The organism is Aeromonas sp. JL9, from assembly GCF_024436075.1.
Taxonomy (GTDB): domain Bacteria; phylum Pseudomonadota; class Gammaproteobacteria; order Enterobacterales; family Aeromonadaceae; genus Aeromonas; species Aeromonas veronii.
The window spans coordinates 69,042-82,240 of sequence record NZ_JANFNV010000011.1; the positions used below are offsets into that span (position 1 = coordinate 69,042).

The 13,199-nt window shown below is 57.0% G+C and carries 9 protein-coding genes; 2 read left to right on the forward strand and 7 right to left on the reverse strand.

Annotated elements, in window-relative coordinates; genetic code table 11:
- Window positions 1–273 precede the first annotated feature (273 nt).
- The 4 genes from NOM06_RS10510 to manA all read right to left on the reverse strand — a co-directional run bounded on the left by NOM06_RS10510 (window position 274) and on the right by manA (window position 7,380).
- Window positions 274–1,026: a DNA/RNA non-specific endonuclease gene (locus NOM06_RS10510; RefSeq protein ID WP_255911539.1), complete on the reverse strand. Its 753-nt coding sequence runs from the start codon at window positions 1,024–1,026 to the stop codon at window positions 274–276.
- Window positions 1,027–1,259: 233 nt separating this feature from the next.
- Complete coding sequence (locus NOM06_RS10515; protein ID WP_255911541.1) at window positions 1,260–3,152, reverse strand: PTS fructose transporter subunit EIIC; 1,893 nt, start codon at window positions 3,150–3,152, stop codon at window positions 1,260–1,262.
- Window positions 3,153–3,675: 523 nt separating this feature from the next.
- Window positions 3,676–5,316: a methyl-accepting chemotaxis protein gene (locus tag NOM06_RS10520; RefSeq protein ID WP_255911543.1), complete on the reverse strand. Its 1,641-nt coding sequence runs from the start codon at window positions 5,314–5,316 to the stop codon at window positions 3,676–3,678.
- 864 nt (window positions 5,317–6,180) lie between these two features.
- A complete protein-coding gene (gene manA / locus NOM06_RS10525) occupies window positions 6,181–7,380 on the reverse strand; it encodes a mannose-6-phosphate isomerase, class I (protein ID WP_255911545.1) in 1,200 nt (399 codons plus the stop codon).
- A 129-nt stretch (window positions 7,381–7,509) separates the two neighbouring features.
- On the opposite strand from manA, the gene NOM06_RS10530 reads away from it, so the two are divergent.
- A complete protein-coding gene (locus tag NOM06_RS10530) occupies window positions 7,510–8,385 on the forward strand; it encodes an AraC family transcriptional regulator (protein ID WP_164979925.1) in 876 nt (291 codons plus the stop codon).
- 156 nt (window positions 8,386–8,541) lie between these two features.
- A complete protein-coding gene (gene icd / locus NOM06_RS10535) occupies window positions 8,542–9,795 on the forward strand; it encodes an NADP-dependent isocitrate dehydrogenase (protein ID WP_043821327.1) in 1,254 nt (417 codons plus the stop codon).
- 72 nt (window positions 9,796–9,867) lie between these two features.
- On the opposite strand, the gene NOM06_RS10540 is transcribed toward icd, so the two are convergent.
- The 3 genes from NOM06_RS10540 to dsdX all read right to left on the reverse strand — a co-directional run bounded on the left by NOM06_RS10540 (window position 9,868) and on the right by dsdX (window position 13,038).
- Window positions 9,868–10,044: a hypothetical protein gene (locus NOM06_RS10540; RefSeq protein ID WP_005337712.1), complete on the reverse strand. Its 177-nt coding sequence runs from the start codon at window positions 10,042–10,044 to the stop codon at window positions 9,868–9,870.
- Between the two features lie 308 nt (window positions 10,045–10,352).
- Complete coding sequence (locus tag NOM06_RS10545) at window positions 10,353–11,684, reverse strand: D-serine ammonia-lyase (protein ID WP_255911547.1); 1,332 nt, start codon at window positions 11,682–11,684, stop codon at window positions 10,353–10,355.
- A gap of 16 nt (window positions 11,685–11,700) precedes the next feature.
- A complete protein-coding gene (gene dsdX, locus NOM06_RS10550) occupies window positions 11,701–13,038 on the reverse strand; it encodes a D-serine transporter DsdX (RefSeq protein ID WP_255911549.1) in 1,338 nt (445 codons plus the stop codon).
- Window positions 13,039–13,199 lie beyond the last annotated feature (161 nt).

Consider the following 13,199-nt stretch of genomic DNA (forward strand, 5'->3'; position numbering starts at 1 on the left):
GGCCGATGCGACGAGGCAAATGTGCGTCAATTCAGTCTGTTAGTGCCAAAGAGGGGGCAATATACCAGTTAACGGTGCGGCAAACTGTGAGTCGGGGCGAGTCGTCGGGTGATGCCACACCTGTGGCCGCAAAAGTGGCCGCAACGGATCAGCTGCCATCTGAAAAGGGCAGGGGGAGCGTGACTCCCCCTGCTGGGAGGGGCGTTGGCCCCTCCCTCTATCGCGATTCAAGAGAGATGGGGAGTCAATCCATCTGTTGGCGAGTGTTCGCAGTCAGTTCCACATCGGGGAGATGCGGGCTTCCAGCGTCTCTTGCTGCTCTTCGGGCATATCGCTGAAGAAGTTGAGCTGGGTCTGCTCCTCCACCTCGCGCACCGAGACCCGGTAGTCGGCGATCTGGCTGATGGGCACTTCTTCCTGCGGCATGATAAAGGCGATGGCCTGCAATTTGGCCGGGTCCATCACGATCTTGTAGTAGGCGCTCGGGATCGCCACACCCTGACCGATGGACTCTTCAGAGCCGGTAAAGATGGGGCCGGTGATCACCTGCACATCCTTGCGGGAGACCGCCCACTTGTTCACCTTGTCCTCCAGCACGCGCCACGCCTTCTGGTTGAGCACCCCGATCTGCGGTGTCATGTTGCTCAGTAGGAAGCTCTCTTTCATGGTGTTCTTGTTCGATTTCATGTCCCCCGCCGGGGCCTGATGACCACGGTCGTAGCCCGAGCCCTTGTAGTCGGAGAGGGTGGCGCGGTAGGCAACCGGGATCTCCCTGTCCTCGGCGAAGGCATCCTTGCGGGGCACTGTGCCCTGTGCGCTCTGGGCTGTCATCCGGTAGGAGACCCAGTCCGCCACCTTGTAGTCGTAGTTGTAGCCGACCGCATACCCTTCACGGCAGAGCTTCTGATCCGATTCGGAGGGCAGACCAAAGCGCACGTGCTCGCCGCACGCCCAGTGGGCCGCCAGCAAGGGGGTAGCAGTGAGGGTGAGGGTAACAGCCAGAACCAATTTATTGATTTTTATCATTTTTGTGATGCTCCAGTTTAGTAGGCGGAGCCATTTGACATGAGATCTGACCAGCGCTTCAATTGCTGTTTTTTTACACGTCACCGTTCTGTGACGGCTCGCCAAGATCCGTGATGTGACTGGTTAATATGTTTTAAATCAGTGGCTTGGTCGGTGGGATGATATGCGGTTGCTCGGCAGGCAACGAAAAGGAGCCCGCGATGGGCCCCTTGTGCTGGTTGGTCTGACTGCTATCAGGCGGCGTTTGCCTTGTTGCCTAGAGTGCGGGCCAACAGTGCTTCCGGATTGTGAATCGCCTCTTTGGTTTTCACATCGATGACCTCGATATTGGTGAAGCGCTCGCGGTTCTTGATCGCCACATCGTGGGCGAAGATGACGCAGTGGGCGTTGGCGACATCCTTGGCGGTGATGCGGTTGATGATGCCGTTGGCGCCCTGGGTCTCGACCTTGATCTTGATCCCCTGCTGGGCAGCGGCCTTCTGCAGGCTCTTGGCGGCCAGGAAGGTGTGGGCTACGCCAGACGGGCAGGCAGTGATGGCCAGTACGTCTGCTTCCCCTTCCGCTTCAATGACTTCGAAGCTGGTTTGGGTGGTGGTTACATCATCTTCTTCGCTCACCGGCTTCTTCAGCAGGTTGACGATGATGGCAGTGGTCAGGGCGCCGAGGATGGTACCCAGGATGTAGCCCATCTTGCCTTCAACAACCGGCAGGACAATCCAGCCACCCCAGGGGGCGTGGTTGATACTGTGCATCATGAAGCCGGTGATGTTGCCGACGATGCCGCCTGCGACGATGGCTGGGATAACACGCATGGGGTCAGCAGCGGCGAACGGGATAGCACCTTCACTGATACCGATCATGCCCATGATGGCGGCCGCTTTACCGGATTCACGCTCCTCTTTCTTGTAACGCTTCGGAGACATGAAGGTCGCCAGTGCCATACCCAGTGGCGGTACACAGATGGCGATACCGACACCACCCATCAGCCAGGGCTGGGTGTTGACCTGAGTCTGGGCAAACAGGGTAGCAACCTTGTTGACCGGGCCGCCCATATCGAAGGCGGTCATACCACCGAGAATGGCACCCAGCATCACTTTACCTGAGCCCGCCATGCTGGAGAGCCAGTGGTTCATCCCTTCCATCATGGCGGCGATCGGGGCACCGATCCCCCACATCACGATGCCACACACCAAGAAGGTACCGATCAACGGATAGATGAAGATGGAGCCGAGGGAGGTCATGGAGTCAGGCAGCTTGATCCGTTTGAGCTGATTGACCACGAAACCTGCGATAAAGCCCACCAGAATGGCGCCGAGGAAACCGGTTTGATAGTGCTGTACGGCAATCCAGGAGCCGATCATGCCCGGGGCCAGGCCCGGCTTGTCAGCCAGCGAGTAGGCGATGTAGCCACCCAGTACGGCGGTAAACAGGGTCAGACCGGCGATACCCATGGTGGCCATGTCTTTGAGGAAGCCCGCTTCCGGCACGGCGCCCTTGCCGCTCATCATCACCGACAGTGACAGCAGCACACCGCCTGCCACGATGAAGGGGATCATGTGGGAAGTACCAAACAGCAGGTGCTGCTTCATGGTGTTGAGGCGATCCTTGAAGGTGCGCTCTTCGGGGGCCGCCGGGGCAGTGGCTGCCGGTTTGGCGGCTGGCGCCGGTTTTTCCGCTTTCGGGCCTTGCTTGAGCAGGGTCAGGGCTTGCTCGACAGTGGTGGCCGCCTTCATCTGCTCGATAAAACCCGGCTCCAGCAGACGGGTAGAGAGCTCCGCCAGCACCTCGATGTGGTGGTTGGCACCACCATCCGGGGAGGCGATCATGAAGATCAGCTGGGTCGGTTTGCCATCTTCGGCACCGTACTCGATACCCTGACGGCTGACACCGATGGCAATGGCCGGACGACTGACCGCCTTGCTCTTGGCGTGGGGCAGGGCGACACCCTGCTCGAAGCCGGTGCAGTCCAGCTGCTCGCGGGCCCAGATATCCTTGACGAATTGCTGTTGATCAGACACTGCGCCATCGCGAGCCAGCATCTGTGCCATCTCGTCGAACAGGGCCTCCTTGCTGGTGGCCTTCAACTCCAGGCAGATGAGTCTGCCGTTGGTCATGGTGGGTAACATATTACACTCCTGGCTCCGTTGCCGAGCCGCATGATGGGGGGAACAATTGACCTGGATATTGTTCTCCCGTTGGCGCGGTGCCGAAATCGGACAAATGTGCCGTTTACTGGATTTTTGTGCTGTGCAAGTCGCCATGTGACCCAGCTCGCATATCATCATGAAAGCCAATTCATACCGATGCTTTTATTTTTTTAAATAAAAACAATGAATTGTTAATTGGTTTTGCTACTTGCATGAGTGCGACGAAAAGGTTTCGCCTTCGGAGGTATGGAGATTTGTGTGCTACTTTGAGGGCGGAAAATGTGAAGGTGCTGGCAAAACGCGTTGAGAGAACAATCAGAAAGAGGGAGAGCAGCTCTTGATGTGAGTCAATCCATCTACTGATCACTTGTTATGTGCAGCATTGGTGTCTTCGGGTTTTGTATGGTTTCTTATTTGACAAAGCCCGCCACTTTTATGGATGGCGGGCTGTTTAGTGCTTCAGCCTTATTGAGCTGATTAATGAGGGGAGGAGAATCGGGCGCTATGTCCGAAACTTGCGTACAACCTCCTGCAGTTGTGTTGCCAACAGGTTGAGGTCGTTGCAAGCCTGAGCCATTTGTTTGGCGCCGGTCGCCACTTCTTCCGAGGCATTGCTGATGTTGACTACATTACGATTGAGCTCCTCGCTTACCGCGCCTTGCTCTTCGGTTGCGGTGGCAATCTGAATATTCATGTGGGAGATACTGTTAACCGAGCTGCTTATTTCGGCTATAGAGGCTCCCGCTTCGCGAGCTGTGTGGACCGTCTCGGACATCATATCCTGACTCTGTTGCATAGTGACGCCCGCTTCGTTAGCACGCTGCTGCAGTTCGGAGATGATGTGGTTGATCTGGGAAGTGGAGTCTTGGGTTCGTTTGGCCAGAGTGCGGACTTCATCTGCTACCACGGCGAAACCACGACCTTGTTCACCGGCTCGGGCTGCCTCGATTGCCGCATTCAGTGCCAGCAGGTTGGTTTGCTCGGCAATCCCCTGAATGACTTCAAGCACCATGCCGATATTTCGGCTGTCATCACCTAGCTGGCGGATCACCAGAGCAGTCTCTTCGATGGCGGTAGCCACCTTTTCAATCCTGCCGATTGAGTCATTGACGGTTTCACTGCCTTGTGCGGCTGTGTCGCTGGCCGACGTCGCTGCGCTGGCGGCGTCGTTGGTGTTGCGGGCCACCTCCTGTACCGTGGCTTGCATCTCGTTCATGGCTGTGGCCAGCTGATTGAGCTCATGCTGCTGGGCGCCCATGTTGTTGGCCGATTGCTGTGCCACCGCGCTGATCTCTTCGGCGGCCGCGCCCAGCTGCACTACCGAGCTGGAGACCTCGTTGACCAGCATGCGCAGATTGGATTGCATCTCGTTGAACCCCTGAGCCAGCTTACCCAGCTCGTCATGGGAGAATTGCTTCATGTCGAGTTGGCTGGTGAGGTTGCCTGCCGCTACCTGGCGGGTCTGCTCCAGCAGGGTCATCACAGGATTGCGGATCTGCCGGATCAGCAGCCAGGCCACAATAACGACGAACAGCAAGGTTAGCGCGCCGACTGTAGTGCTCAGCAGTTTGGCCCGTTCATAGGAAGCCTCACTCTGCTTGGTCAGCAGGTTGGCGACCCGATCGTTCTCCTTGCGAAGCTCCAGACCATCCTGTCCTGCCTGCTCGAGGGCAGCGCGGGATTCGTTTTTGATCAGCGACTGCATCTTGGCAATATCTCCCTGCCGTATGGCTGTTTCCAAGTCACCATGGGCTGAAAAATATTTGGCTGCTGCAGTTTTCAGCTCTGCAAACATGTTGCGATCTCGCTCCGACACAAAAGGCATCGATCCATACCGTTGCTCGGCGGCCATGTACTGACTCTTTGCCGCTTCGAAAGACTGTGTGCTGCTGTTGAGGGAGTCGAGATCCTTGCCCAGTGCATCTATCACCATATTCAGTTCGGCACGGCGCGCGTCCAGCAAGGACACATGCATCTGGCTGGATGCCCGGATGGAGGGAACGATATTGTCGCTGACCTCACTGGCGTCACGGTAAATATTGGAGAGTTGTAAAGTGGCAAACCAGGCAAAACCCAGCATCAACAAAGCGAGAGTGGTAAACGCCATGGTCAGCTTTTGCCCAATTGTCATTTTTGTCAGCATATATCCTCTTTTATCTATTTTTGTCAGGGGATCTTTGTGTGAAATTTATAGCGGCGAATAGATGTGATACCTTAAAAATAAATCAAATAAAAGAGATCTTAATCACAGAGGGTATTTAAGGTCTATTTCTTTACTGCAATGATGTTTGGCTGGCATATCAAAAAATAAATATCAAATCTCTCATTATCCTGCCTTTAAATTGATTGGATTGTCAGTTAATGCGGCCTGGCTTTTTTACGGATTACGTCAATTTAAAGTAGAGTTAAAAATAAATCTGTTTATATATCAGTGTTTTAATGTTGATTTCTTATGCTGTTATTCTCAGCAAAGATCGAATGGTCTGCTTGAAATTAAATTATAGAACGACTAAAAAATAGGGCCGCATCTCGAAAGTTCAAAAGAGATTCCTTTCGTTTTCATTACCAATGGTTCTGTATGACTACGTGTGCCAAATGTTTACAGACCGAATGATGATGGCTGGGGAAAGGTTTAATTATTATGCATCTATGCGCTGTTTTAGTTTTCATCAGGGGGTGAAAATAGTAGAGGGTAGAGTTGTTATTTTTATTGCCTCCATTTTAGCCGGATACTCAGAGTGTTGCCGTTGCTTGTGCAGGCTGGAATTTTCTTCGTTTCAGCAAACCAAGTCATCTGCATCAGGGGAGCGCCAAGCTCAGGCGACAAACCTGTGGAGCTGGTTGTAGGCAGGATGCAGTCAGGGATGGGCTTCAGAGTGATATGCCTGAAGGAAGGTAGGCATAAGAGAGCAGTAGAGATACAGACGGACTTGACTGGTAGGCCATATTGCTCTGTTGGGAGGGGGAGGCATATTCCCCCTCCAACGAGAGTCGGCTCTTATGCTGATTAGCAGCGGTTGCCGGCGCGGGCGACCCGCCCTTCGGCCAGCAGTTGATAACTGCCAGTCGCTGCAGGAATAAAAGCTGATTGCCCCTTTTCCAGACGCAGTGACTGTTCGCCCTGCTTGAGGGTCACTGTGTCATCGATGGCAAACAGGATCTCGGCGCTGGCAGTGGTGAGCTGATGCTCGCCAGCCGGGTAGACGCTGAAGGTGAAGTCAGGTACCGGTACCTCGAAGTGCTGCACCGATCCTTCAACATGGGGAGCAAGCAGGATCTGGTCATCCGGCTTGGCCAGGCAGCGGGTGCAGTCCAGCAGTTCTGCCACATCGATGTATTTGGGGGTGAGGCCGGCGCGCAGCACGTTGTCCGAGTTGGCCATGATCTCGAGACCCGTGCCGCGCACATAGGCGTGCGGGGTACAGGCATCGAGGAACATCGCCTGACCTGGCTCAAGCGTCACCACGTTCAACAGCAGCGGCGAGAAGAGGCCCACATCTCCCGGGTACTGGGCCGCCAGACTGGTGATGAGGGCAAACGTCTCCTCATCCTGATGGGCGGCGGCATAGGTCAGCAGCCCTGCAAGCGCCTCTTCCTTGCGCGCCCCTTCCAGTACCAGCAACTGGTGGAAGAAGTGCTGCAGGCCCGCTTCGTTCTGGCTGGCGGCAAGGGCTGCGGTCAGATCGGCGATGGCCGCCAGATTGACCCGCTCGAACAGTGCCAGAATGGCGGGGATGGCGCGAAAGCCGTTCATCGCCTGATAGGGGGTGAGGGCAAAGACCAGCTCCGGTTTGTGGTTTGGATCCTTGTAGTTGCGATTGCTCGCCTTGATATCGATGCCTGCGGCCTCCTCTTTGGCAAAGCCCGCTTCGGCCTGAGCCTTGCTCGGGTGCACCTGAATGGAGAGAGCCTTCTCGGCACACAACACCTTGAACAGGAACGGCAGGCAGCCAAAACGGGCGAAGGTGGCCTCACCCAGCGCGGCGGCCGGAGCCCTGTCGATCACCGAAGAGAGCTTTTGCACACTGCCCGCCAGCGTCACCTCGGAGCAGCCGTTGGGGTGAGCCCCCATCCAGAGCTCGGCCTGGGGTTTGCCTTGCGGGTTGGGAATGCCAAACAGGGTGGTGAGGGAGTCATGACTGCCCCAGTCATAGCCTTGAATCGGGTTTTGCATCAACAGAAAGGAGGGCAGATCGCTACTGCTCATAAGGGACGCCTCGTCTAGTTTGAAGAAAATCGGGTGCAGAAAAGGGTGGCATTACTGCTGTGGACCGGACTATAACATGGGCGGTCATGCGCGCCGCAACCGCTTGCCTCTCTCTTGATCAGGATCACCATGTCTCTCATCTTCAGCCAACTGCTCGACGGAGCCCTGAGCGAACAGGTTCCATTTGACCAAATCTGGTTTGCCAGTGAACAGGGGGTGCCACCCAGTTTCAGCTATCAGGTCAACTTTCCCCGCCTCGAGCTGGTCTTTAGCGGCGAGTATCTCAACCAGATCTGGGATAGGGAGGAGGGGGTCAGAGAGATCAGTGTATTGCCGGGGCAGGCGCTCTATATCCCTCCCAACGGCTGGAACAAGCCGCTCTGGACCACCGACTGCTCGGTGCTGAGCCTGCTGTTTGGCAAACGCCAGCTGGGGTTCAGTCTGGTGAGCAAGCGCCGTGAAGATCCGGACTTTTTCGATGTGCAAAAGCACAGCATCATGGCGCGGGCGGGCCATGTGATCGAACACATTTTGGCGGCGCTGAACGTACTGACCGAGGATCCTGGTCGCTCCCCCACCGATGATCACCTGCTGCAGGCCCTGCTGGCGAGTGCCCGTCAGCTGTTGCTGGAGTCCGCCACGGATCGGCCACGGGGGGCAGAGCTCTTTCACGGGATCTGCATCTATATCCAGGAGAACTTTCACCGTCCCATCACCCGTGACTCCATTGCCCACCGCTTCAACGTTTCAGCCAGCCATCTCTCCCACCTGTTCCGCGAGCAGGGTCATATGCGCCTTGCCGATTACATCAGCTGGGTGCGGATCGATCGGGCCAAATTCATGCTGAAAAAGTACCGCTTTCGTCTTGAAGAGGTGGCCAGTCGCTGCGGTTACAGTGACGTGAACTACTTCTGCCGGGTGTTCAAACAGAAGACCGGGTTGACCCCTTCCCAGTACCGCTCCCTGAGTCAGCCGCAGGCGGTGGCCAGCGAGCTGGAGGGATAACTGGGCGAGGTCGGAGAGGCGTGGTGACGGCGTACTGGCGAGTGGCTACCTCTTTGGTCTGACATGCTTTCTTGTCGTTTTATTATGAAAATGAATGGGCTAAGATGGCCGCGCGCAACAAACAAGTTGATAACAAACGGAAGTTAGGAGATGCCGATGGAAAGCAAAGTAGTAATCCCGACCCAGGGTCAGAAAATCACAGTCGATGCCAACGGCAAGCTGCAGGTTCCCAACCATCCGATCATTCCGTTTATTGAAGGGGATGGCATCGGTGTTGACGTAACCCCGGCCATGTTGAATGTGGTGAATGCTGCGGTCGAGAAAGCCTACAAGGGCGAGCGCAAGATCGCCTGGATGGAGATCTATACCGGCGAGAAATCGACTCATGTCTATGGCGAAGGTGCCTGGCTGCCGGCCGAAACCCTGGATTTCATTCGTGAATATTGCGTGGCCATCAAGGGCCCGCTGACTACTCCGGTCGGTGGCGGTATTCGCTCTCTCAACGTAGCCCTGCGTCAGGAGCTGGATCTCTACATCTGCCTGCGTCCGGTCCGTTACTACGAGGGCACCCCGAGCCCGGTGAAACGTCCTGATCTGACCGACATGGTGATCTTCCGCGAGAACGCCGAAGACATCTACGCCGGTATCGAGTGGAAGGCCGACAGCGCCGAAGCAAACAAGGTGATCGCCTTCCTGCAAAACGAGATGGGCGTGAAGAAAATTCGCTTCCCCGAGTCCTGCGGGATCGGCATCAAGCCCATGTCCAAAGCCGGTACCGAGCGTCTGGTGCGTGCCGCCATCGAGTATGCCATCGACAACGATCGCGATTCAGTGACTCTGGTGCACAAGGGCAACATCATGAAGTTCACCGAAGGTGCCTTCAAGGATTGGGGCTATGCTCTGGCTCAGAACGAGTACGGTGCCCAACTGATTGACGGCGGCCCCTGGTGCTCTTTCAAGAACCCGAAAACCGGCAAGACCATCGTCATCAAGGATGTCATCGCCGATGCCTTCTTGCAGCAGATCCTGCTGCGTCCGGCCGAGTATGACGTCATCGCCTGTATGAACCTCAACGGCGACTACATCTCCGACGCGCTGGCCGCGCAGGTAGGCGGTATCGGTATCGCGCCGGGGGCCAACATCGGTGATGGCGTGGCCCTGTTCGAGGCGACCCACGGTACTGCACCTAAGTATGCCGGTCAGGACAAGGTCAATCCGGGCTCCCTGATCCTCTCCGCCGAGATGATGCTGCGCCACATGGGTTGGGTCGAAGCGGCCGATCTCATCATCAAGGGGATGGAAGCGGCGATCCGCAACAAGACCGTCACCTATGACTTCGAGCGTCTGATGGAAGGGGCCACCCTGCGCTCCTGCTCCCAGTTTGCTCAGGACATGATCGACCAGATGTAATCTGCTGCTTGCCAGAAACGCAAAACCGGCGCCATGTGCGCCGGTTTTTTTATCGCGAAAGAGTGCAGGGGCTTATTGCGCCTGCTCTACGTGTTGCTGATAGCGTTGCTGCCATTTGCTGGTTTCTGCTTCATCACCCTGGGCCTTCCAGAAGGCGCAGATGGTGTTGGCAAGTTCCGAAGCCATCGCGTGATCTCCGTCACGTCGACTCATCAGATAATCTCCCAGCCAGCTTTGATATTGTTTCATTACCCGATCTCCTTATCTCATGTGCCCTTGAGGGTGCCCACCTTGACGGGAGCCTGTCGGCTCATCCTGGGGGGAACATCATCAGGCATGATGGTGCAAAGCCACGACCCGAGCAGAGAGCCAGATGGGCAATCTGGCGGCGAACGTGACGCGAGATGTCAAAAAATGAGCGCCATTTTAGCACAAACTGACCAACTTGGGGAAATTGTCGCCATGGATTGCGACATAACTGCCCCATCCCCTTGTTCCCAAAACAGAAAACCCGCCGTGATGGCGGGTTTATTTGCAGATAAATGTGGCAAAACAGCCTAGATCTTGGCGCTGGCTAGGTACTTTGCCATCTCCTCGGCGGGCACCATGCCACCGCCGGTGGCCCATACCAGATGGGTGGCCTGCGTCATGGTTGCGGCATCGAAACCGCGCCCGGTGAGCCACTCGGGATTGGCAGCCACCCGCCACGGGCCGACCATACCTGCCAGAGCGGAGGGCTCGAGTGTTATCTGCTCATCGCGCGCCAGCAGTCCCAGCAGGTCATACATCTCCTGATCGCTCAGGGTGTAGAAACCCGCCAGCAGCCGCTCCATGGCGCGGCCGACGAAGCCGGAGGCGCGACCTACCGCGAGGCCGTCGGCTGCGGTGAGGTTGTCGATGCCCAGATCCTGCACCGCAATGGCATCGTGCAATCCGGTGTGGACCCCCAGCAACATGCAGGGGGAGTGAGTGGGCTCGGCGAAGAAGCAGTGGACGTTGTCTCCAAACGCCAGTTTGAGACCAAAGGCAACGCCGCCCGGGCCGCCACCCACGCCGCAGGGCAGGTAGACAAACAGCGGGTGGTCGGCATCCACCTTGATACCCATCTGGTCGAACTGCTTTTTCACCCGCTCGCCCGCCACCGAGTAGCCGAGGAACAAGGTGCGGGAGTTCTCGTCGTCGATAAAGAAGCAGTTGGGATCCCGCTCGGCCTCTTTGCGCCCCTGTTCCACCGCCACCCCGTAATCTTCGGCATATTCGACCACGATGACGCCGTGTTCACGCAGCTTGCGCTTCTTCCACTCCCGCGCATCGGCTGACATGTGGACGGTGACGGTAAAGCCGAGCTTGGCGCTCATGATGCCGATGGACATGCCAAGGTTGCCGGTGGAGCCCACTGCGATGCTGTACTGGCTGAAGAACTGGCGAAACTCGTCGCTGAACAGTTTGCGATAGTCATCCTCTTCCCGCAGCAGACCAGCCTTGATCGCCAACTGTTCGGCGTGAGTCAACACCTCGTAGATACCGCCTCGCGCCTTGATGGAGCCGGAGATGGGCAGGTGGCTATCTTTTTTCAGCAGCAGCCTGCCGGTGACTTCAACGCCATAACGCTGGTTGAGCGTAGCCTGCATCGCCGGAATAGCGGCGATCTCGGACTCCAGAATACCTTTGCTGGCGCGGGTCTCGGGGAAGGCTTCGCACATGTAGGGGGCGAAGCGGGCCAGCCGAGCGGAAGCGTCCGCCACATTGTTGTTATCGAGCCCCACATAGGGCAGACCGGCAGCCAGAGTGGTGGTGTTGGGGTTGAACCAGGTGACTGGCTCAAGCGCGATCAGGGATTGCACTAGTGGAAATTGCGCTGTGAGCTGTTGGACGTCGATGTTTTTCATAGTGTTCTCGGTCTTGTTACACGATATAGGAGAGCAGGAAAGTACCGGCCAGCGCCATCAGGGAGGCGACCAAGGTGGCGGTGGTGTAGTACTTGAGCGTTTCGTTCAGGGTGGCGCCGCAATACTGCTTGACCAGCCAGAACAGGGAGTCGGTCACCATGGTGCAGCCAATGGCGCCGGAGCCGATGGCCAGGGTCATGATCTCCGGGCTGATATCTGGGTAGTGCACCATGATGGGGGAGACGATGGCGGTGGCGCCCATCATGGCGACGGTGGCGGAGCCCACGGCGGCGTGCAGCACGATAGCCACCAGCCAGGCGAGCAGAATCGGGTGCATATCCAACTGTGAGAGGATAGTGGCCAGAGAGTCGCCCAGCCCGCTGGTTTTGAGCACGCCGTTGAAGGCGCCACCCGCCCCGATGATGAGCAGGATATTGGCGATGGAGGAGAAGCACTCCTCGGTCTTGTTGAGCAGCCCTTCCATCTTCATCTGCTGGCGGATCCCCAGCAAGTAGTAGGCGGTGAAGGCTGCGATAAACATGGCGGTGATGGGGTTGCCGATAAACTCCAGCACGGTGTAGAGGTGGCTGGCGTGCTCCATATTGAGCTCGGCGACCGTCTTGGCCAGCATCAGCAGGATGGGCAGCAGCACGGTAAAGAGCGAGGCGCCCAAAGTCGGGAGCGTTGCTTCATCGCTGGCCCTGATGTCGGCAAAGGCATCGGGTACCACCTTGAACGGGAGCCGGTTGCCCAGCAGTTTGAGGAACAGCGGGCCGCCCACCAGCGAGGCAAACAGCCCGACCGCGAGGCCATAGACGATGACGGAGCCGACGTCAGCCCCCAGCTGATTGGTGACGTAGAGGGCTGCCGGGTGCGGCGGCACTATGCAGTGCACGGCCATCAGGGCGGTGCAGAGCGGAATGGCCAGGGTCAGCAGCGAGGTTCTGGTCTTGCGGGCGATGGAGAAGGCGAGCGGGATCAGCAGCACTACCCCGACTTCGACAAACAGGGTGATGCCGCACACCAGACCCACCAGTACCATGATGACATCCGGCGAAAGCCAGCGGCATCTCTGCAGGGCGAGGCCGATGCGCTCCGCCGCGCCCGACACCTCCATCATCTTGCCGAGTATGGTGCCAAGGCCGATGACGGCGGCGAGAAAGCCGAGCGTGCCGCCAATGCCCTCTTCCATGGCGCTGACTATCTTGAGGGGCTCCATCCCCATCAGGGTGCCCACATAGAAGCTGGCCAGCAGCAGGGCAAGAAAGGGGTGGATCTTGCCCTTCACTATGGTGACCACGATAAGAACGATGCTACTTAGCAAGGTAGCGATGACCCATACCTCTGAACTCATACTGCGCCTCGACATCTGTTGTGTGTGATTGTTTATGCGCTTATTGAATGAAAATGAGGCGGGGCTGACAAATGATGAAATCGACCACTTGGGTGATCTGAGGTGATGCAAAGGCGCTGCATTGGTCACAATTTATCGAAATCACATCCTTTGGGTCTTTT